The organism is Mangrovibacterium sp. (genome assembly GCF_041596335.1).
Classification (GTDB): Bacteria; Bacteroidota; Bacteroidia; order Bacteroidales; family Prolixibacteraceae; genus Mangrovibacterium.
The window spans coordinates 211,063-228,305 of record NZ_JBFHIT010000001.1; the positions used below are offsets into that span (position 1 = coordinate 211,063).

Below are 17,243 nucleotides of genomic sequence, written 5' to 3' on the forward strand. Positions count from 1 at the left end.
GTTATTTGGTTTTAGTTTGTTGTGCTTTCAGGTTCAGCTGGTAAAACGCTTCGTGCACGTGCGTTTTCAGAATCTCTTTGTTTTTGGTCACATCCCCATTGTTCAGCGAGGATAAGAGCGAGAACACGATTTCCTGATCGGTAACCGCCTGCCCACCTTCGCCACCCGATGGCCACAAGTATGGATAATTTTGTTTGAGCATGGTTTTGATGCCAGCGAACCACAGGAGAACAGCTTGTTTTCTGTACATCGGCACCACCACGAACCAAAAACGGTTTGCGCTGAAAACAATTGAAAGCAACTTATTCAGGTACTTTTGTTTTGCGGTAAACCCGAATGCCCGGAAGTTGGTATCCATGCGTAAATAGTCTTCCAGCGAAACGTTGTACAGTTTGGCATTACAGCCCTTAAACCGAAGCAGCGAAGGCAGTACCCGCAACGGGGAGAATTCTTTCCTGATCCAGCTCAGATTTTCCAGCATCGGGGCAAAGGTTTGCGCATTCAGTTCGAATGGTTTCACCTTCCGATTACGGAAGGTAAATACCAGCTGCCCATCGTCGACCGCTATCCCCTTCTTCATTCTCAGTCCCGTGAGCAACAGGAAACTTTTCACCAGCAATTCTTTCTCGCTTTTGCAGCGAAGGAAAAGCCTGGATAAACCTAAAAGTTGATTTTCGTTCAATTGATCCCAGCCCGATGGCAATGTAAGTTTGACTTCGCGCATCAGAATCCGGCTCTAAAAATTGGTTTCTCGGCTGTGTTTTTCTCAATAACCGTAGCCTGTATGGTGGCATACAGCGAACTGTCTCGGAAAGCTGCGTAATTGTCCGGAGTGGCCATGATCACCTTACGAACTTTCATGAGGTACGATTGCGCCACCTCCTTTTTGCCGATGGTGAAGTTGGCAAAAGCAAATCGGAGATTCTCCAGGATGGATTTGTTCTCGGCAGTCATATCATCGTCGCGCAGTTGCTCGATGATCTGGTCCGACAACTCCGGGCTGATCACCGGCTCAATTTGCAGGTGAATGGCATCCATCATCTGCGGTTTTGCAGTCAGGAAAGCCAGCCGGTTACCTTCAAATGGTGCATACTTTCGGAAATCCTTCAATGTGAGAATGTAGGTGTCCGACAGTAAGCTGTAAGCCGGTGATCCTTTCCATTCGTCGTGGTAATCCACCTGTTCTTCCAGGTACTCCAGTAAATCCTCAATCGCATCCGAAAGCTTCTTTGCCATTTGCTCGGCCAGCTTCTTCACCCGTTCCGGAGAGGCAGGCGCCTGGTTGTCGTTGCGGGTAACAACAAAACCGGCTTCCGTTTCCATCAGATCGAACGACGGGATTCCTTCGAGATAGGCTTTCCGGGCCACAACCGCCTCGGCATAGCTCAATAGTTCCTCATTGCCGGCCTGATCCAGAATCGCGTAAAGATCCGATCCGGTCAGTTCGCGCTTCAGCCAGTTGTTGGCTTCGCGCACTTCGCTTTCGTACTTACTAAAATCGTTACCAACGATTGTCGGTATATACTTTTTAAGGGTGTCGATAGTGGTTACAATCATGGCTTAAGTTGTTATGGCCAGTTCTTTGCCTGACTTGTTTACATCTAAAGTGGTGAACTCGAAATCGGGGACAGCAAACACAATGTTCTTGTCCCATCCGTTGAAGCGTTTGATCAAGGTAAGCGGACGCATTAAGCGGTCGCGTGTTGGTTTCATCAAAGCTTGTTTAATCTGGAAGAGCTCGCGTTTGTCGGTTCCCGACATGCTGCCTTTGCTTTTCCCTGGCACCGATCCGATGAGCGACTGGTGCGAAGCCATGGCATAGCTGATGACATTTGATACCTCTTCTGAATCCTCGATGTATTCGCCACCCTCCATTTTGTCGGGCACGTCAACAATCTCGATGTGCTTTTCCTCCTTGGCTCCTGATCCGGAGTGGACCATCTCTTTAATCGCAACCAGGGCTTTGCCAAAGTTCTGTTCACCGGTGAGGAAATCGTTGAATGCGGTATGCTCTTTAGCAACACGAGCTGCAACAGCCTCTTTGTCGTTCGGATCGATGTTCTCTTCTTTGAAAATATTCTCGAAATACTTCGGCGAGATGTAAATGATCTTCTTCACCCCAAGCGCATGTTTCAGCTTGGATGTTTTAAACAGCGGAATTTGCTGACTGAAATCGTACCAGCCCGACAGGAAGATCGACCACCAGTAAGGTTCCTGGTAATAGGTTCGCCCGGGCGTTGGCATATTCACCGGAAGAACATAGCGGTAGGAAGGTTTCGTTGCTTTCAGGTATTCATTGAGACTCATCAGCGGATTGAAACGGTCGAGCACATCTGTTACAGCAATATCTTCTTTTTTAGGACTGTCGCCCCATTTGGCAGAATAGAAATGCTTGGTGATGCGGCCCTTATTTGGATCGATCACGCCCCAGCGACTGAACACTGCCTCTTTGCTGCGCAAGGAAACGATCTTCTTTTTGTCGGTGCTGACAATGATTTCGGGGAAAACATTGTAAAAGGCTTTCAGGTCGGTGAGCTGTTCGAGGAAATAACCGGAGATGTCATTGTCTTCGAAGAATTCCAGCACCTCGTCATCGAACACATCTTCGTAACCAACAATCTTGTTGTTTTCGACCACCCGACGCATGGGTTTAATGCCTTGCCCGTAACCGGCTGAAACGTTGAATTCGAGGTTGGCGCCAACCACTTCGCTTTTTTTGATCTTCTTGAGTACATCGGCTGGCAGCGTATTACCATCGCCCCAGGGAACAATCTCGTAATTACCGATTTTTTCCACATCATCGGGCTCCGTAATAATCTCGGCTGACGAGGGCATCTTCAGAATGGCTTTCGCTTCCGGGATATAGGTCACCGGTCCCATTGAAATCACTTTCATAAAACTACCTCCTGTCCGTTAATTTCGGTGATGGTACAGCGTCGCACTGTGCGGATCTCCTCCGAATCGCAAAACTTGATGTTCATGGTTCGTCCTACCGCATGAAATGATGTACAGACAACCCGGCTGGATTGAACCAGGTGCCCGTCTTTGGCAATGTAGGTGATGGAGAATTCGCCGCGTTCGACCAGCTTATGAATGAGCGAGCTGTGTATCATACTTTTTTTGAAAGCAAGATATCCAGCCCGGAAGCGGCTTAAAAGGACAGATCAGTGACGAACAAGTTCGTTTTCGCTGATCAGACCTTTGAGGTATTGAATTGCTTTTTGCTTGTCCCAGTGGAAGGTTTTGCCGGAATCGAGTATAAGCTCATCAGGTTCTATGCCCGTTTGGGAGAGCATTGAAAGGGCCAAAGCAATCGCAAACTTTGTACCTGGAGAATCCACTTGAAAGATAATTTTACTCATGAGCCGTTAGCAACAAAGTGGGTCGTGTGGTGCTAACAGATCACGAAACACCCAAAGGCGTATCAGGATAGTAGGGACTCTCACCCATACTCACGACCCGATATGTTGGTTCAATTGACTCAAACCAACCTTCGGGTACTCGTTTCCATAAAATGATCTGTTAGCGCTGCTAAGGTAGAAAGAAAATGAAAAACCCCGACGATTGCCGGGGTTGAAATGTTTTGATGTGGGATTACCAGTCGTCTTGATTTCTATCTCTTCTTATTGCCTGGTCAAATTCTTGAACAATGAGAGGGAGTTGTTTATCTACTGATGCAACCAACTCTTTATTATGCTGGAGATGTTCTTCGAATCCTTTTCTAATTATACCTCCTCTTACTTTTGTACCCATGCTTTCATAAAGTCTGAGTAATCCGTCCTCTGTAGCCCATTCTTTCAATTGATCGTATGTACACTCTTTACCTCCTGGGGCTTTTATCTCTGTTTGTTGGATTTCATACTTATATCTACCATCCTTACATTGAACCGTCATTGTGTAGTATATCGTCATAAAGGAGGGGATGTAACCCACCATATACTCGACTTGTTTAGATCCTTTGCCAATCAATTTCTTATCAACTGGATCGTCAAGCTCTATAATATCATCGGCAGATTTGAAGTTTAATGAGAACCACTCCTTTGCATTCTCATACAGTTCCTCAGATGTCTTTCCTTCCACCGTAACAACTTCGGTTAAATGTTGAGTGTTGTCGCCCACTGGAAGCATAAGAAACAGCAACAATAAGTATTTCATCGACATAAATTGCATTTGGTAATTACCAAATGTAAGCAAATAACGGCCTCCCATACAATGGTTGGCCTGACGGCGCGACCTATTTAGAATCAATCCAAACTACTTATCATATTACGTGAAATCGAAACCCGTAATTGCAAAATCGGGACAGGGCGGCGCGGGGTCGTCCGACAGGAAAAAGGGAGAAAATCCCTTTTTGAACCCTTTTTATTTCTGATTTTCTGAATCTTACATATTTATAAGCGAAAGCAGCTTGATAGTTCGTTTTTCTAGGTATCGAGACACTTCAAAAGACCAAAAATATTTTTGTTGCTTGTGCTGACTTTCTAAAGTGGCTTTTCGTTGCCGCAATAATACAACACACTATAAACCAGCTTCTTGCACTTTGACAATATTGCATTTTGTTGTATCTTAGTATTATAGAAATGAGGGAGTTAAGCCCTCAAATCTTAGTCCAATATCCATTTATAAACAATCAAAATTTTAATTGCTATGAATGCAAAAAAAGACGTTGCGCCCATGACGGTGCAAAAGGGAGAAACTACGCCCAAAAATGAAGTAAAAACCACCAAGGTATCTGAAGCCAAACAGCCAACCCCGGAAGAACTGCAAAAGCAGGTTGCAGAACTTCAAAAGAAACTGGCATCAATTCCGCAAAACCTAGAACAGCGGATCGAGTATTTCAACCAAAAAAAAGAGCTAATCCGCCGGCTATCGGTTTTGAATGTCAATCACGAGACATTGAGTGAACACCTGGACAAGCTTTCGGAACTGGCAGCAGTCAACGAGTTTGAAAACGAGGATTATTTTTTGAGCATCGATGCACCAAACGGTTACGGCAAAAAAGCGGTGTACACCCTCAAAAACCCAGTAATCATTGGCGAAATGATCACCTTCATTTTAGGCAGGATTGACGCCAAACGCAAGGAGCTAAAAACAGCGATTGAAGCATAAGTAAAACGGGGGGATCCCTCCCCCCGTTTCAGTCCAAATTCTATAAACATCAAAACTTTGACGTCATGAGCAAAACTACGAAAACAGATAAAAAAGCGCAATACATTGAGAAGCGCAAAACATTGATTGCACTATCAAAAGCCGTGCGCCCGTTGGTTGAGTGCGGAGAGTTTGACACTGTAAATGAAGCCATAAAAGAACAGTACATTGAGCAATACCCCGAGATTGAAGAGTTTAAAACCTTTAACCAGTGGAAGCAGGAAGGCGCCACTGTTCGCAAGGGAGAAAAAGCCTTTTTAGTGTGGGGGCAGCCAAGACGAGCCGAACAGGTGCCAGATGGAGCCGACGAACCCGAGGAGTATAAATATTGGCCGTTGTGTTATTTGTTTGCTGACACACAGGTGTACATACCGAGCGAGGAAAAGAAACAGCAGCCACAACCACAGCAGCACGAAGAACCGCAACCGGTGAACGGCGATGAAATCTAAACCCGAGCCAAAAGAGAAGATCCGCACACGGTTAAGCCGTGAAGAACTTCAAGCGATGATAACGAAGCAGCCAAATTTGAAACTACTGATTGAAACTTTTGATCTTGTGACCCCGACAGATTTATTCTTTAGAGATAAAAAGGCTTAGTTTTTTTCGTGAGGTTTTTTGAGAATGCGCCTCTAATCTGAAAAAACCAAAGGTGTTGAGTTGACCGAATCAGCTCCGCAGGGATGGCTTTATGCTATCCTGGCGCGCCCGATATGGTGTTCCGTGCCCGGGCATTCGCCCTTCTCCCTTCGTCGATGTTTATTCCTTCGTCATCAACAGGCACTCTACCGGACTTTATTCAATGATTTTTTCTACTGTCCTTTTCAAACACCACCTGTACCACAAGTCGGATCAGTAAAAAAAGAGCGACCGAAGCCGCTCCACAATCAATTAATTCATCCAGTTTTGGAGTAGTGACAGTATTACAGCCACCGTTACCTCCACTGTTAAATTATTAATCACATGCTGAAAAATAGTCTTCAGCTTTTGTTTTACTCTCTGAAATGTTCCACCTTTGTGAAACAAATGTGAGAAAAAGTGAGAAAATGTGACCTTCTTCACTTTATTCGAATTTAATTTGAACACCACATTTACCTAAAGAATTTGAACCAGTCCTAGACCGACTGGTTTTTCTTTGTCGAATGCTTTACACAAATTTACAATAAAAGGAGCCTCTTTTTTCGACAAAGAAGCGCGTAATAGCCCAATGTTATCAACTTCAGTAGGTTAATTGCCTGAGCAACAGACAGATTACCTTTTAATAATTAAAATAAGTTTACCAAAACGATAAATTTAGGAATGGCAGATTGCATAAAAGTTAACGAAAAATAAAGCATTTTACCCCCTAATAATCCCGGCTCCAACTCCCCTGCCTCCACCGGCAAACGGATAAAGGAACATACCCAGCATTAAAGTATCAAAGGCGTCGGTGCCATCGGTGCGGTATTCCAGCAAGTCTTCTTCGCTTTCGGCCAGCTTCTCGCCAGACTTGTCTTTCTGGAAACCACGACTACCAACTACAACTCCGGTTTGGCGCATCGCCACCAACAGCGCATCATTGTTTTGCTCGTTGATTTGGGGATAGAGGTATTTCTGCCCTTTGAATGCCTGATCGAGCATCAGGTATTTTTCATCGTGGCGCACCGGGTTCCCGATGTGAATCCGATGTACCCGCCAGCCGTTTTTGTTGAACTGGGAGCAGATGACCGAAGCAAAGTCCTCGTTGTTGACTGCGTAGTTGCTTCCCAGTGCGGTGTTGTCGTAATAATACACCACCTCGCGGGTATGGTGGTGCCGGTAGTAATTGCAAAAGTCATTCACCAGCTCGCGCAGCTTCCGCTCGTACTTCACAAAAAACGATTTCAGCACCATCGCTTTCATGCCGCTTGCTTGTCCGGCCACCAGCCAGTTGATGTTGGCGTTATAGTCGAAGGCCACACAGATGGGTTTATCCAGATCCACATCACCATCCTGCCGGCAATCCTGATCTTTGGCCTTTTCAAGATCATATCCGAGGTTTTGCAGATACGAGTTATCGAAGGCTGTGTACAGGTGTTTTTCGTCGCTGAGTGACGGATAAAAGCCATCCTTAAGCTTTCCGGGGCGAACGCAAAGGATTGAAGTTTGAAAAACCAATGGCGGCAGGTCCCGCTTCATTTGGGCAATGTACTTTTTCCCCAGTAGCTCGATGTTCTCAATGGAGCTCCATTCCCGGTAATAAACAGCAATCGAACGGAATTCAGCCAAGCGCCGCTGGTATTGCGCCAGTAGTTTTTGTGTATAAGTGTTCTGCGGCTTTTGCTTCAGATCCCAAATCTCTTTCACCAGCCACTGGATGGCATTGATCAGCTCCGCATCCATCTTTTCGCGATAGTTCAAGAACCAGGAGCCCTTTTTACTGGTCGGCATGTCGCTCATCCAAAGCATGGAGTTCAGCCACGGGCAGTTTGCCCACGGCCCTTTAAATCCACCATTGGCTGGAATGGTCTCATCCTTCAGCTTTTCGTAGTTCAGAAACTTGGCTTCATCGCCAAAAAGGTATTGCAGGGTCAGCGAGTTGGAAGATCCGGCAACATCCTGGCTAATCAGGTACTGGATGGATCCATTGTACCACGATATCACATGGTCGAAACTTGCCGGCTCATCAATTGGCTTTTTAAAGTCCATCGATTTCTCCGGACGGCGACCGACCACATAATGAATGTCGCGCTTAAAGCCCATATCGCGCCAGCTGGAGAACACGCCGGGAAGTGTGCGGGTCAATCCTTGCTGAAAGGTTGATAACACAATACCGCCGGCACTACGGGGCATATATTGAAGGTTTCGCAGTAGCCATGGAGCGCCAAAGCGTGATTTTCCCAAACGCCGGCCACCGGCAATGGAACTGGTGTGCGCAGCCGTATAGCGAAACTCCAGCTGCGGGTTATTGAAGTAGACCTTGCGTGTTTCAGTCGTCATTTTTCACCTCCTCGTAGTCGATGTATTCCAACTCAATTTCGCCGCGATACTTCTTATACAGCCGTTCAATCTCCGCTTCTTTATTCTCCAGCGGTTTAATCTTTAGTATGGTTGGATCATTGGTCGGTTCAATTGGGATTGGTAGAATATCATCCCAGGGAATTTCGAGCGCATCTTCCTTGTCCAGGCGATTGTACTTCCCGAGCTTATCGGCTGCCATAATGAGCTCCTTCAGCCGCTTCGGGCCCATCGATTTGGCCGTTTCAATGGCTTCTTTCAGGGTTTCATTCACCAGGTATCGGATCCACTCCTTTCCGGCATTGCGCACGTTACCGAGCAGGATCCGAATGTTATGGATATCGCGATAAGCCTGACTTTCGGAAATCTGAAATTCCGACATTAGGTAATCGCGCAGCACCTTATCCGGGATGGAAGGATTCTCCAGGCTGTAGGAAAAGCAAAAACGGTAACGCTTCAGTTGTTCCTGTTCAACCGGCGTTAAATCCTGCATCTTTTCATCCCGCAGATCGGTGAAAAGCACATCGCGAAACTTGTCCAGGTTATTTTTGCGGCTCATGCTACTAAGGTGCAGTATGACGGGGAGATTTTGAAGGACAACAAAACATTCATTTGTTTCGTATTGCTACCCAAAAGCGACAGATGAGAAATATCCTAACCGAATTTGTAAAGTTATTTTACCCCGGGTTCGAAGCTGATTCAAAAAAAGAAACGATTGCGGTTGCCATCGTAATCATCCTGCTGTTCGTGTTGGCATTCGCCACAACAATTTGATCACTCACTGCCCTCCATTTTTTGAAAGAATTCTTTGAGGATCATTTCCGCCTGCGGGCTGCCTTTTTTGGCGAACTGAACCATTACCCGGCGCATTTCGAGCATGGTGCCGAGTTTTCCTTTTTGGTAACGGCGGGCCAATTCGCTTTTCCCGTGGCGGATCTCCCGGCGAAGGTCTACCGGATCACGATCAATCAGCAGGGCTATTTCGTCGACAGTGAAGAACAGGCTGGCATATTCTTCCACCTGGTCCAGGATACTTACTTCTGTTTGTGGCATTGCTGTTTCATTTTATCGATTCCCAGGAGAAAGTCGGAAATAAATGCCGGATCGGAAAGGATCACGCCCGACTCGAACCGGTGGTTGTTGGTGGCATTGTTACTCATAATAGCCACATACGATTTTTCGGGGCCCCGCACATAGATAAACTTGCTGTGGTTATTGGTCAGGTAGAGTGCATCGGCATTCGTCTCAGCAAACAGCATGATGCGTGGGTTGCGACTGGCAATGGTGAAATCGAGGATCAGCTCCACATGATCAACCCGGTGCCGGTTCCGGATGATCCGGCGCACATAAGCCTCCGTAACAGCAAACGAGCCAATAATCAACTTATCGGCTCGTTTCACTTTTTGGAGTAAAAAATCGAATACCTGGTGCGATTGCACATCGTCGGTCAGGTACCAGTAGCTGTCATCACCTGTTTTATTGAGCTTCACGCCAGTCGGTAAAAAGTCCGATTTTAAACAACTCTTCACGGGTTTCTTTCTTGATCTCCGCTTTGTGCTTTTTCAGGATCTCAACCCGCTCTTTCAGGTTGTCGAACATTTTCTCGCGCTTGTCGCCTTTCAGCTTCGCGTAGCCTTTCACATTCCGCGAGAGGTACGAACGTGCAGCATTGATTTCCTTGGCGATTTCTGCAGCTTCAGTTGCTTGTTGTTCGGTCGATTCCTGCTTTTTGCCGGCCAGGTAGTCATCAATTAGCTTCCAGTTCTCGCTCACCTTTTCATCCAGGTAAACCAGCGCGCTGCGATGCTCGGACCGATCTTCGTCGGTTTCGGCCAGCTTCATCTTCTCATGCAGCGCACGCATCTTCTTGTACGACTCACGATTATCGTCGTACAGCTTTTTCAGCTCCTCCGGAAGATCGTCGTACTTAATGGTATTGTCGGCAGCTGCCAGCGCCTTGCCTTGTTCTGCAAGCTTCACGTCGGCTTCGTGTGTACCGTTAGCTTTCGCCTGGGCAACAGCCAACACCTGCTGAACCGGTTTTATGGGCATCACAGGAGCTTCTTTAATGAAAGGCCGCTCGGCAATTTTCTGCAGTTCGTATTCCAGCTTCGACAGCTTGCGCTTACGTGCCAGGAACATGGCCACAGCCCGGTTATGACCGAAACGCACAAAAAGTTCGAAACCGGCATCAAAGTCCTTTTCTTCCGATTCCAGCCAGGCCGCAATCTCGTCCTTATAAGTTTTTGTCAAATCATCTTTAGCCATAAATTGAAAGATTAAAGGTTCCCCCGGTGAGAGCAGGGGAACCGTTACATTATGGGTTTGCGGTAAATACGCCGGTTGCACAGTCGAGCGATCCGTCGCTCAACACCAGGGCACCCGCGTAATTTGGCAGTGGCGTAAAATCGGGCACAGTCACCTCAATGGTCAGCCCTTTGTCCGATCCGGGCTCGTCGCCCGAAGTACCGTTTACACCAACTTCGCTGTCGTAGTCAATATTGCCAAGCACCACGTAGCGCTTTTCGCTTTGGTGCGGCAGCTTAGCCACAAAGATGATACTGGCATTGATGGAGTTCTTTGCCAGGTTCTTGGCGGCATCGCTCAGATCCGGGAACTTAAAGGTTCCTTTGTTCAGCACCATACCACACTCCTTCTCCCCGGTTTTCTCGAAAGTAACACTTCCCTTGCCCTGGGTCGAGTGCAGGCGCATCCATGTTTTTCCGGCTACCAATTCAAAGTCGCCGTCAAGCGAAACATTTTCGGAGGCATTTGCCGGAGCAGCTACCGGAACCGGAAAGGTTTTGATGTGCGATTTTGGAATATAGAAAAGCTCGGTGGCAATGCCCGACGGGTTAATCTTCCCGTCGGCCCATTGCATATCTTCAAAAATATCTGCCATAACTTACAGTTTAAGCGGTTGCATACTTCAACACTTTGAACACCCGTTTGTCAACGGTTTCGAGACCTACACCGAAGTAGGATTTCATAAACAACTGGACAACTTTCGGGTTATCCACACGGCGGATCTCAACATCTTCCTGGTCTGACATCTGGTCAACACCGATCTTCATGTTTTCTCTCAGCGACAGGATGATGTAGCTGGTTCCCCCCATGTTACCCAAAGAGGCAATTGAGCACTTATCCTCCGTTCCGATCAACTTACGTTGTGCGAACTGGGAATTCCACGGAGCATGTCCGTATTCTACCTGGTACCAATCCTCGTACATCTCGCGGATGGAAGTCGGCATATACTTAAAAGTATTTGCGTCTTTCAACAGCGGGTCGGCACCCCTGTAAAACTCTTTTAACTGATCGCCACAGTTATCGGCTGTCATTGGAGTAGCCGATAAATCGAGCAGGTTTCCTTTCGCTGCAGATATGTCACCGGCAGTAATCAAGGCTGCAATCTGCGTTGCATATCCATTGAAGAGATCAGCGGTTGTATTACCCGCAGGATTACGCACAGCCGTAAACATTGCATTATACAAAGCTTCGCCAATTTTCTTCACCATCTCCATGGCAACCAGTTTGGCGATCTTTGTTTTATCAGCTTTTAACGCTGTAGCCTCGGTATACAACGTACCTAACAAGGTATTCGGGTCGAATTCCTGTACGACATCGCCCAGGAATGTTTCCCATTCGTAAGGATTGATTGCTACACTTCCGGCAGCATCTTTCGATGTACGATACGGACGCAGTTGAGCGTCAACGGTCAGGATACCTCCGCTTGTTTTCCCCTGAATACCAGTTTGCAGGTTAAAATAAGGGAAGATTTTAGCCAGTACGGCTACCGGCATCGCCAGTAACTCTTTCTTATACTTCGTTCCGGCGTCAATAAGTTCTTGTGCAATAGTTAATGCCATAGCTCAGGATTATTTTTTAGGGTTCAACACTTCCATACAGGCAGCAAACGCACCACCGAAATCTTCAGCGGGCTTGTCTTCATCTTCACCGGTTTTGTTTTTGTCGGTGGGCTTATTCACAGTTGCCGATTTGGCTCCTGGTTCTTTTTTGAGGTCAGCGATTTCAGCATCCTTATCCGCAATGGTTTGGTTTGCTGTTTCAAGGTCGGTTTCAGCCTTTGTTTTGGCGGCTTCTGAGTCTTCGAGTTTCTGTTTCTGATCTTTCACAAAGTTCAGCACATCGTCCTCGGTCGGGTACTTCTCTTCCGTGAGATTGTACACGTCGCGTAGCTTTTTAATGTCCATATCAATAAAATTTGAGTGATTTTGCTTGGGAGCAACCCGGTTGATCCAGTCGGGAAAAATGGTCGCGGCCGGCTCGAACTGTTTTACCAGATCAGTGAATTTCATGGCAGCAGCATTTTGCGGCACATTCTCCACTTCGTCTTCTTCCACCTGGTCGTAAAATCCGGCTTCGCGAGCCTCGTCGGCTGTCAACCAGTGATCGGTATAATCAAAGTAGGTATTCTCCACTTCGGTTTCGTCCATCCCGGTTTTGTCGCAAATGGAGGTAACCAATGCTTTTTGCACTTTATCGAGCACATTCAGCGCATTTTCTATTTCCTTTCGGTTTCCCCAGGCGCCTGTAAGAGGCGAGTGCAGCATCAGCAAGCTGTTCTTTGCCGGGTGTACCTTGTCTTTGTCGGCTGCCAGCAACAGCACCGATGCCATGGAAGCACACAAACCATCGTTATAGGTATGGATTTCTTTGGAGGAATTCGATATGGCATTGAAAATGGCCAGACCGTCGAAAACCGATCCGCCCGGTGAATTAATGCGAACATTGATTTGGTCGTGGTCCTTTTCCAGATTGCGGAAATCAGCCACAAACTGACGGGCCGTAATACTTTCCTCCCACCAGCTTTCGCCAATAACACCGTAAATCAGCACCTCGGCAACCTTCGTCGCCTTGTTCTGAATGATGTCGTAATAGTTGATTTGCTTGCTCATGCTGAATGTTGTAATTGGTACATTACAACATTACTGCACGAACGAGCCTAAATAAAGGACTTGGTAATTACGAAACGAGACTGGCGTTTGTTGATGTGCAGGTAATTTTACATGCGTAACCGTTAAAGCTTCCGGGCGTGCCATTCAAACCTTTTTGGTGAAGCAAGCGAGCAGGGTATTCATCCGAACCGACCAGGTGCACCACGCCATTGCCATCGGTTAGACGGAATTGTGCTTTGCGGTTAACCAGGCTTTCAATTTGCGATTCGTTGGCGGCCGACACTTTAGCCACATTGAACGGGCATGAAAGCTGGTACAGCAATCCTCCCCGGTTTCGTTCGACCGTTTCAGTCAGTTTTGCCGAATACATAATTTGGGGCAACTCAGTGAATGATTCTTCTCCGATTAAACGGACTTCGATTTTCGTAATTACCGCACTGTTCATTGCTTGATTTTTAAGTAGTTTCGTTCCATTTTTGGAATCTTATTTAACTGTTTTTCACGTATAAATCCGATATTTTTTTTAACGCATTAATAACTCGGACATTACCAGTTCTTCGAACTGTTTTTCCTCTACTCTCACCCTGTTTCGGTAGTCATATTTTTTCACCGCCTCGAAATTTGCCGCATTTTTCCGCAAGTTGAAGCCGCGCAAAATGGCATTCACAATCAACTCCTGGTCCCACCCTTTTACATCGTAACCGCGCTTGAACTTTTCGTACATCCACCGGCTGAGCATTTGCTCCAGGTCGTCCACCAATTGTTCCTCGGCCATCTTACTAATGGTGTAATAGCGGAAGGCAAGCACGTACTTGTTATTCCGGGTCTCCGGTAAAATTATGGTGACGGGGTTATTCGTGAAAGGTCGCCGTACAGGATACTCCACCGGCATCACTTTGGCGTAAACCGCTTTGCCTTCGTAGTAACGGCGATGGATCACTACCTCCTTCTGTTTCGCCGGAGTTTTGAAAAGGTATCGCAAGTAAGCTTCAATCACCGGTGGCAGATCTACCACTATCTTTGGTTTGGTTGACAGGTCGATATTCATGCGAGTTTTATTTTAAAAATAATCACCAAACCTCTATTATACAAGCATTTATTTTATGTATGTGTGGAGATTGCTTTTTTTTAACACAGAATTTTTTGAGCACAAAACAAAAATGGCAACGAAGCCGATTTCGTTACCATTCGGAAGCGAGAAGAACGCCCGCTAACAGCCGCTGAAATTCCATTAAAACGGAATTTAGCTTAATGTTAGCGGTCATTCAAAGCAATGTGCAAAAAATGCACATTGCCAATTAGTCTATCGGTCTCCAGTGGAAGACATCCCAAACCAGATCCCATTTGGTTGCGATATCTTCGAAATGTTCGCTGAAGCATTCTTCATCTTCATGATATATCCCTTGCTTCCATTTCTGGTTATTCAAATCCTCATAGGTTTGCCATTCTACCTTTTGCCCGTCGCTGGGTAAGGTGGATCGGTCGATCTTGATTTCAATTTGTTGGCTCATTATTCTTAATTCGGTTTTAATTCAGTTCGTCTTTGAGTACATCAATCGCCTTTTTTAACTCTTCAGCTCTCTTTTTATGGTAGTCTGAAGTTGAAAGTAAAACATCTATTGTTGCCTTCTTTTCAGTGTGTTTGTCCTGCGGATACTTAGATAAATGCATCGATTTCTGCATTTCAGCGGTGAGTATATCTATAGCTTCTTTCATTGTTCTTGATTCTGTTTTGATTCATAAACTTCTTTCATTACTTCAATGGCTTGCTTGTTGCCATCGCGGCGGCCTTGTTCCAGGAAACAAAGCATGGCGATCAACATCAGGATTGTTCCAACGGCTTGCGGCCACCGCTCGAACTGCACCCGAAACGGATGAAACGAAATAACCGGGTAAGCCATGTACAGGAATAGGATCGCAAGCGGGATCAGGTAGAGTGCTGTTTTCATAGTTCTTTTGTCGTGGTTGATTCAATCCTATCAAAGCATTGTGATGCACAATAATGTTTCGTTCCTGTCTCTACATCAATCACTATCGATTTACACAGACCGTAAAAAGAATATGTATTTTCAACCCGGTACCTGCTGCCAACTTTAACATCGTAGTACCGATCGAAATTACGCTTACATTCCTTTACTTCTCCAATTTCTGGTTGAAACTCCTTTCGCATATCTATTTTTGCACCGTTAACTAGTTCACCCATGGCTATTCCTCCAATAAACTCAATTCATACTTCTTAATTAGCTCGCCACACTTTAGGCAAAGTTGCTGCAGGTATTCCCAGTAGTCATTCTCGAAAGCACTTTCGCAACTATCGAAAAGATCGGAATGTCCTTCCATACAAAAAGAGCCATAGTTTTTCTGCAGATCTTTTTCTTTAATCCAGATGAAATACTGCTGCCCATAGAAACTAACCGAAACCGTGTATTCTTTCATTTTGAAGCTTTCTGGGTTCGATTCATCCCAATCATCAACTTCACCTTCGACGTAGTGGATGATTGCATTCTTCGAGATTTGAATTTGCAGGTCGCATAAATTAAGCATGCCGATAGCAGAGATCTGCTCTTTGAATTCTTCGATTTTCATAATTTCTCAGTTTTAGTATTAAAATTCGTGTTTTTATAAAATTTTTCCCGAAGTCGGTTACAACCTACAACCGAGCGCAAACCGTTTTATTTTCAGCATATTGCAACCAGAAAACGGTTGTAAGTGCTTTTGAGGTTGTAAGCTGTTGTAAGTGGGTTGTAACCTAATTTTTGCAGTGGTGTTACAACCCGCAAAGCCGCATGAATACAGGTGTTTCAGAAGATTTTTTTTCGAGGTTGTAAGGTTGTAAGTCATTTTTAATATTTTTTCGCGCGTATTAGTTTTTAAAAAAGAGTAATAGAGTTTAAGGTTATTGAATGTTTTATTATTGATCATAGACAAAGTTTTAAGGATTGATGGATTGAATAATTGAGGGATTGATTTAAAAAAGTGGGATGACATTGTAACCGTACCGGGTACTTCCGTTTATTTTCTTTCCGAAACGGGTATAACCGAGTTGTTTCAGAGCGATACCGATATTCACGTCGGTAACGGTATATTGGCTGTTGGCTACTTTCCGGGCTTTTTTCAGATCGCGGAGAATTTCGAGCGGCTGTTTGAATTGCGCCAGATCTTCTTCTCCCGGCTCCGGAACGCGGTACCATTCTTTCACGATCCGGTAGCTGGATGTTTGCACCAGGAACCGGCTGTTGTAGTCGGCAAACTCGCGGTAGTCGTCGGCATTCCAGGCAAACTCAAAGTTTTGCTCCAGCAGCATCAAGGCCTCGGCCCAAATCTGGTCCACATCCACCACCTTGGTATAGCCCTCCCAATCGATCACATCCACCTTATTCACCGCAAACCGGCGCGAGCTGAACTCGGGCAACAGGAACCCGCCGCGTTCGTCGTCGTAATTGGACGTTGCATAGGCGCTGGCATAGCGTTGTTTGGCAACCGTGAAGCGTTTGGATACATTGATCACCTGGCTCGACAAGGTGTTCTTAAAATCGTCGGCAGTGCTTTTAGTGATGCCCAGCATTTCGTCGAAGTTGATAAACAGGTTGGTGGTAAACAGGTCGGCATAGTTCATATCCTTTACCGACTTGGTGAAATAACCGTTCAGGATCTCCGGCGTCAGGAATTCGATGAAAGCCGATTTACCCATCCCTTCGTCGGAATTTACAAGCGTAAAACAGGCGTCGTTGGCTTTCAATCCCAGGGCACAGGCAACAGTAGCCACCAGCCATTTTCGCAGGGTGTACACCAGGCGTTTTTGATAGTAGTCGGCCTCTTCCTGATCGCCAAAATCGTGCGCCTGGATGAAGGTACACAGCAGGTCGATATGCGATGTTCCTTTGTAGGCTTTGCGCAATCCTTCGAAGTATTCAATAATCGGGTTCCAGGGCGTGGTTTGGTTCGGGCTGGTGATGATCTTCTTCAGAATAGAGTCGCAGCCGGTAATGCCTTCTTCGAGCATGTGCAACGAAATGTCATCCATATTGATCTCTTCTTCATATTCGCGGGTTTTGGCGGCAATCATCACCTTGGTGCGGTCGAATATGTTGATTTTGATATCGTAGTTTTCGGACAGGAACTCTTTAACCAGCGTTACCCGGTTCGATCCGTTCGTTGGTACAGTGGTTTGTGAAAATTTATTGGCCATAGCATTCGTGAGGTAAG

General features: G+C 46.0%; 24 protein-coding genes. 3 read left to right on the forward strand and 21 right to left on the reverse strand.

The window, feature by feature from the left end:
* Position 1: 1 nt before the first annotated feature.
* The 6 genes from ABZD21_RS00760 to ABZD21_RS00785 all read right to left on the reverse strand — a co-directional run bounded on the left by ABZD21_RS00760 (position 2) and on the right by ABZD21_RS00785 (position 4,155).
* Positions 2-724, reverse strand: a complete 723-nt coding sequence (locus ABZD21_RS00760) for a hypothetical protein (protein WP_372772096.1) — start codon at positions 722-724, stop codon at positions 2-4.
* Positions 724-1,557, reverse strand: coding sequence for a DUF6712 family protein (locus tag ABZD21_RS00765; RefSeq protein ID WP_372772097.1), 834 nt, complete (start codon positions 1,555-1,557; stop codon positions 724-726). The genes ABZD21_RS00760 and ABZD21_RS00765 overlap by 1 nt, the downstream gene beginning before the upstream one ends.
* A gap of 3 nt (positions 1,558-1,560) precedes the next feature.
* On the reverse strand, positions 1,561-2,895 hold the full coding sequence (locus ABZD21_RS00770) for a hypothetical protein (protein ID WP_372772099.1): 1,335 nt from the start codon (positions 2,893-2,895) through the stop codon (positions 1,561-1,563).
* Positions 2,892-3,113: a hypothetical protein gene (locus tag ABZD21_RS00775; protein WP_372772100.1), complete on the reverse strand. Its 222-nt coding sequence runs from the start codon at positions 3,111-3,113 to the stop codon at positions 2,892-2,894. The genes ABZD21_RS00770 and ABZD21_RS00775 overlap by 4 nt, the downstream gene beginning before the upstream one ends.
* Positions 3,114-3,164: 51 nt before the next feature.
* Positions 3,165-3,362 (reverse strand): hypothetical protein, encoded by a 198-nt coding sequence (locus ABZD21_RS00780; RefSeq protein ID WP_372772102.1) that lies wholly within the window; start codon positions 3,360-3,362, stop codon positions 3,165-3,167.
* 232 nt (positions 3,363-3,594) lie between these two features.
* The gene (locus ABZD21_RS00785) at positions 3,595-4,155 is read right to left on the reverse strand and encodes a DUF4468 domain-containing protein (RefSeq protein WP_372772104.1); all 561 of its coding nucleotides are present in this window, start codon (positions 4,153-4,155) and stop codon (positions 3,595-3,597) included.
* Between the two features lie 492 nt (positions 4,156-4,647).
* On the opposite strand from ABZD21_RS00785, the gene ABZD21_RS00790 reads away from it, so the two are divergent.
* Both ABZD21_RS00790 and ABZD21_RS00795 read left to right on the forward strand, forming a co-directional pair.
* Entirely contained in the window at positions 4,648-5,109 is a 462-nt protein-coding gene (locus tag ABZD21_RS00790; protein ID WP_372772106.1) for a hypothetical protein, read from the forward strand.
* Positions 5,110-5,174: 65 nt separating this feature from the next.
* On the forward strand, positions 5,175-5,597 hold the full coding sequence (locus tag ABZD21_RS00795; protein WP_372772108.1) for an ArdC family protein: 423 nt from the start codon (positions 5,175-5,177) through the stop codon (positions 5,595-5,597).
* 886 nt (positions 5,598-6,483) lie between these two features.
* On the opposite strand, the gene ABZD21_RS00800 is transcribed toward ABZD21_RS00795, so the two are convergent.
* Both ABZD21_RS00800 and ABZD21_RS00805 read right to left on the reverse strand, forming a co-directional pair.
* On the reverse strand, positions 6,484-8,103 hold the full coding sequence (locus ABZD21_RS00800; protein WP_372772110.1) for a hypothetical protein: 1,620 nt from the start codon (positions 8,101-8,103) through the stop codon (positions 6,484-6,486).
* Entirely contained in the window at positions 8,093-8,680 is a 588-nt protein-coding gene (locus ABZD21_RS00805) for a hypothetical protein (RefSeq protein ID WP_372772112.1), read from the reverse strand. The genes ABZD21_RS00800 and ABZD21_RS00805 overlap by 11 nt, the downstream gene beginning before the upstream one ends.
* Positions 8,681-8,763: 83 nt before the next feature.
* Here ABZD21_RS00805 and ABZD21_RS00810 point away from each other — a divergent pair, with 83 nt between their 5' ends.
* Positions 8,764-8,895 carry a hypothetical protein gene (locus tag ABZD21_RS00810; RefSeq protein WP_372772114.1) on the forward strand — a complete coding sequence of 44 codons (132 nt, stop codon included), beginning with the start codon at positions 8,764-8,766 and terminating at the stop codon, positions 8,893-8,895.
* On the opposite strand, the gene ABZD21_RS00815 is transcribed toward ABZD21_RS00810, so the two are convergent.
* From ABZD21_RS00815 to ABZD21_RS00875, 13 genes are all read right to left on the reverse strand, one after another.
* Positions 8,896-9,174: a hypothetical protein gene (locus ABZD21_RS00815; protein WP_372772116.1), complete on the reverse strand. Its 279-nt coding sequence runs from the start codon at positions 9,172-9,174 to the stop codon at positions 8,896-8,898.
* Positions 9,156-9,611 carry a hypothetical protein gene (locus ABZD21_RS00820; RefSeq protein WP_372772118.1) on the reverse strand — a complete coding sequence of 152 codons (456 nt, stop codon included), beginning with the start codon at positions 9,609-9,611 and terminating at the stop codon, positions 9,156-9,158. The genes ABZD21_RS00815 and ABZD21_RS00820 overlap by 19 nt, the downstream gene beginning before the upstream one ends.
* Complete coding sequence (locus tag ABZD21_RS00825) at positions 9,598-10,389, reverse strand: hypothetical protein (RefSeq protein WP_372772120.1); 792 nt, start codon at positions 10,387-10,389, stop codon at positions 9,598-9,600. Before ABZD21_RS00825 ends, ABZD21_RS00820 begins: the two co-directional genes overlap by 14 nt.
* A gap of 49 nt (positions 10,390-10,438) precedes the next feature.
* A complete protein-coding gene (locus tag ABZD21_RS00830) occupies positions 10,439-11,023 on the reverse strand; it encodes a hypothetical protein (RefSeq protein WP_372772122.1) in 585 nt (194 codons plus the stop codon).
* 10 nt (positions 11,024-11,033) lie between these two features.
* A complete protein-coding gene (locus ABZD21_RS00835) occupies positions 11,034-11,987 on the reverse strand; it encodes a hypothetical protein (protein ID WP_372772124.1) in 954 nt (317 codons plus the stop codon).
* Between the two features lie 9 nt (positions 11,988-11,996).
* Complete coding sequence (locus ABZD21_RS00840; RefSeq protein ID WP_372772126.1) at positions 11,997-13,037, reverse strand: head maturation protease, ClpP-related; 1,041 nt, start codon at positions 13,035-13,037, stop codon at positions 11,997-11,999.
* A gap of 67 nt (positions 13,038-13,104) precedes the next feature.
* The gene (locus ABZD21_RS00845; RefSeq protein WP_372772128.1) at positions 13,105-13,482 is read right to left on the reverse strand and encodes a hypothetical protein; all 378 of its coding nucleotides are present in this window, start codon (positions 13,480-13,482) and stop codon (positions 13,105-13,107) included.
* A 78-nt stretch (positions 13,483-13,560) separates the two neighbouring features.
* Complete coding sequence (locus ABZD21_RS00850; protein WP_372772129.1) at positions 13,561-14,085, reverse strand: hypothetical protein; 525 nt, start codon at positions 14,083-14,085, stop codon at positions 13,561-13,563.
* Between the two features lie 250 nt (positions 14,086-14,335).
* Positions 14,336-14,548, reverse strand: a complete 213-nt coding sequence (locus ABZD21_RS00855; protein ID WP_372772130.1) for a hypothetical protein — start codon at positions 14,546-14,548, stop codon at positions 14,336-14,338.
* 16 nt (positions 14,549-14,564) lie between these two features.
* A complete protein-coding gene (locus tag ABZD21_RS00860; RefSeq protein WP_372772131.1) occupies positions 14,565-14,753 on the reverse strand; it encodes a hypothetical protein in 189 nt (62 codons plus the stop codon).
* On the reverse strand, positions 14,750-14,986 hold the full coding sequence (locus tag ABZD21_RS00865; protein WP_372772133.1) for a hypothetical protein: 237 nt from the start codon (positions 14,984-14,986) through the stop codon (positions 14,750-14,752). The genes ABZD21_RS00860 and ABZD21_RS00865 overlap by 4 nt, the downstream gene beginning before the upstream one ends.
* A 256-nt stretch (positions 14,987-15,242) precedes the next feature.
* The gene (locus ABZD21_RS00870; RefSeq protein ID WP_372772134.1) at positions 15,243-15,623 is read right to left on the reverse strand and encodes a hypothetical protein; all 381 of its coding nucleotides are present in this window, start codon (positions 15,621-15,623) and stop codon (positions 15,243-15,245) included.
* 382 nt (positions 15,624-16,005) lie between these two features.
* Entirely contained in the window at positions 16,006-17,226 is a 1,221-nt protein-coding gene (locus ABZD21_RS00875) for a VapE domain-containing protein (RefSeq protein WP_372772136.1), read from the reverse strand.
* Positions 17,227-17,243 lie beyond the last annotated feature (17 nt).

Bases quoted from the DNA above. Each gene is read 5' to 3' on its own strand.
- ABZD21_RS00760 (WP_372772096.1), bottom strand. From the start codon at position 724: ATGCGCGAAGTCAAACTTACATTGCCATCGGGCTGGGATCAATTGAAC.
- ABZD21_RS00765 (WP_372772097.1), bottom strand. From the start codon at position 1,557: ATGATTGTAACCACTATCGACACCCTTAAAAAGTATATACCGACAATC.
- ABZD21_RS00770 (WP_372772099.1), bottom strand. From the start codon at position 2,895: ATGAAAGTGATTTCAATGGGACCGGTGACCTATATCCCGGAAGCGAAA.
- ABZD21_RS00775 (WP_372772100.1), bottom strand. From the start codon at position 3,113: ATGATACACAGCTCGCTCATTCATAAGCTGGTCGAACGCGGCGAATTC.
- ABZD21_RS00780 (WP_372772102.1), bottom strand. From the start codon at position 3,362: ATGAGTAAAATTATCTTTCAAGTGGATTCTCCAGGTACAAAGTTTGCG.
- ABZD21_RS00785 (WP_372772104.1), bottom strand. From the start codon at position 4,155: ATGAAATACTTATTGTTGCTGTTTCTTATGCTTCCAGTGGGCGACAAC.
- ABZD21_RS00790 (WP_372772106.1), top strand. From the start codon at position 4,648: ATGAATGCAAAAAAAGACGTTGCGCCCATGACGGTGCAAAAGGGAGAA.
- ABZD21_RS00795 (WP_372772108.1), top strand. From the start codon at position 5,175: ATGAGCAAAACTACGAAAACAGATAAAAAAGCGCAATACATTGAGAAG.
- ABZD21_RS00800 (WP_372772110.1), bottom strand. From the start codon at position 8,103: ATGACGACTGAAACACGCAAGGTCTACTTCAATAACCCGCAGCTGGAG.
- ABZD21_RS00805 (WP_372772112.1), bottom strand. From the start codon at position 8,680: ATGAGCCGCAAAAATAACCTGGACAAGTTTCGCGATGTGCTTTTCACC.
- ABZD21_RS00810 (WP_372772114.1), top strand. From the start codon at position 8,764: ATGAGAAATATCCTAACCGAATTTGTAAAGTTATTTTACCCCGGGTTC.
- ABZD21_RS00815 (WP_372772116.1), bottom strand. From the start codon at position 9,174: ATGCCACAAACAGAAGTAAGTATCCTGGACCAGGTGGAAGAATATGCC.
- ABZD21_RS00825 (WP_372772120.1), bottom strand. From the start codon at position 10,389: ATGGCTAAAGATGATTTGACAAAAACTTATAAGGACGAGATTGCGGCC.
- ABZD21_RS00830 (WP_372772122.1), bottom strand. From the start codon at position 11,023: ATGGCAGATATTTTTGAAGATATGCAATGGGCCGACGGGAAGATTAAC.
- ABZD21_RS00835 (WP_372772124.1), bottom strand. From the start codon at position 11,987: ATGGCATTAACTATTGCACAAGAACTTATTGACGCCGGAACGAAGTAT.
- ABZD21_RS00840 (WP_372772126.1), bottom strand. From the start codon at position 13,037: ATGAGCAAGCAAATCAACTATTACGACATCATTCAGAACAAGGCGACG.
- ABZD21_RS00845 (WP_372772128.1), bottom strand. From the start codon at position 13,482: ATGAACAGTGCGGTAATTACGAAAATCGAAGTCCGTTTAATCGGAGAA.
- ABZD21_RS00850 (WP_372772129.1), bottom strand. From the start codon at position 14,085: ATGAATATCGACCTGTCAACCAAACCAAAGATAGTGGTAGATCTGCCA.
- ABZD21_RS00855 (WP_372772130.1), bottom strand. From the start codon at position 14,548: ATGAGCCAACAAATTGAAATCAAGATCGACCGATCCACCTTACCCAGC.
- ABZD21_RS00860 (WP_372772131.1), bottom strand. From the start codon at position 14,753: ATGAAAGAAGCTATAGATATACTCACCGCTGAAATGCAGAAATCGATG.
- ABZD21_RS00865 (WP_372772133.1), bottom strand. From the start codon at position 14,986: ATGAAAACAGCACTCTACCTGATCCCGCTTGCGATCCTATTCCTGTAC.
- ABZD21_RS00870 (WP_372772134.1), bottom strand. From the start codon at position 15,623: ATGAAAATCGAAGAATTCAAAGAGCAGATCTCTGCTATCGGCATGCTT.
- ABZD21_RS00875 (WP_372772136.1), bottom strand. From the start codon at position 17,226: ATGGCCAATAAATTTTCACAAACCACTGTACCAACGAACGGATCGAAC.